Origin of the sequence: Agathobacter ruminis (assembly GCF_002735305.1) — a bacterium.
Taxonomy (GTDB): domain Bacteria; phylum Bacillota; class Clostridia; order Lachnospirales; family Lachnospiraceae; genus Roseburia; species Roseburia ruminis.
This window is the reverse complement of sequence record NZ_PDYG01000091.1, coordinates 1-906: the sequence shown is the minus strand read 5'-3', so window position 1 is coordinate 906 and position 906 is coordinate 1. Positions and strand designations below refer to the sequence as shown.

At 38.3% G+C, this 906-nt stretch carries 3 protein-coding genes; all 3 read left to right on the top strand.

The annotated features are described in order from the left end of the window. On the top strand, positions 1-232 hold a 232-nt coding region (locus tag CSX02_RS10305; RefSeq protein ID WP_143248180.1), incomplete at its 5' end, for a DUF4417 domain-containing protein. Beyond that, entirely contained in the window at positions 232-654 is a 423-nt protein-coding gene (locus tag CSX02_RS10300; RefSeq protein ID WP_031545031.1) for a hypothetical protein, read from the top strand. The genes CSX02_RS10305 and CSX02_RS10300, both read left to right, overlap by 1 nt. Beyond that, positions 651-906 (top strand): hypothetical protein (locus CSX02_RS10295; protein WP_143248179.1); only part of this gene is annotated, 256 nt, incomplete at its 3' end. The genes CSX02_RS10300 and CSX02_RS10295, both read left to right, overlap by 4 nt.

The following is a 906-nucleotide window of genomic DNA, read 5'->3' as shown; positions in this document are numbered from 1 at the left end:
GGGCTCTGCACGTAGCTACGAATATTGCTTTGATGCAATTGAAAAGCATTGCATTGTGGCGATTGGAATGATTGGCTGCAAACGCAATAAACGTGATTTTTTGCGTGGATATTACCAAATGCTTGATAGAATTGAACCTGAAGCCGTTATCTGTTTGGGTGATCCATTTGAGGAAATGGAAGGTAATCTTGTTGTGGTAGATTATCAAAAATCCAGAAAGGTGGTGCGCTGATGGGTGGTAGAGGTACGTTCGCCGCAGGAAATCCTGTTCCATATGTTTATGAAGTAGATACTTCATTTTTTGCAGGCGGCAAGTTTAATGGTGTTAAAGTCCTCAAAGGAAGTGAAGGTTCTGGCAAACACGGTCTGCCTGAATCGTCGCATTCGAGTATGGCGTATTTGAAAATGAATCCTGATGGAACATTTCATACTATGAGAATATATGATAAGAATCATAATCTCAGACTGGAGATTGCCTATCATTTTGAGTCTAAAATTGATAAGCATAAACCGAAGGTTCTTCATTATCATATTTATGGTAAGGAATTCAGCCAGAATAAAACTGGACGTTTTGAAAGGACAACGGTTAGAATGCATAAGAATTCTCGATTATACAAGTATTATAAGAAATTTTTTAAAGGAGCAGAACTATGATTAACGGAAATATTGATGAATTCGTAGACAAACTCTGGGGTGGTGAGGAAGTGATTTATACCTATAAGGGGAAGAAGTATTTTTCTCAGGGATATACCCAGGAAAACGGTGATTATTATTTTGAACTTGTGATGTGGGAACCAAAGACAGAGGTACTTTGGAGTATAGAGGGCCACACTAACCAAGAAAGCCTGGATGCTTTTCTAAAAGAACCATTGTTTGATGGAAAAACTTTCTGGGAATGTGAAAAGG

Bases quoted from the DNA above. Each gene is read 5' to 3' on its own strand.
- CSX02_RS10300 (WP_031545031.1), top strand. From the start codon at position 232: ATGGGTGGTAGAGGTACGTTCGCCGCAGGAAATCCTGTTCCATATGTT.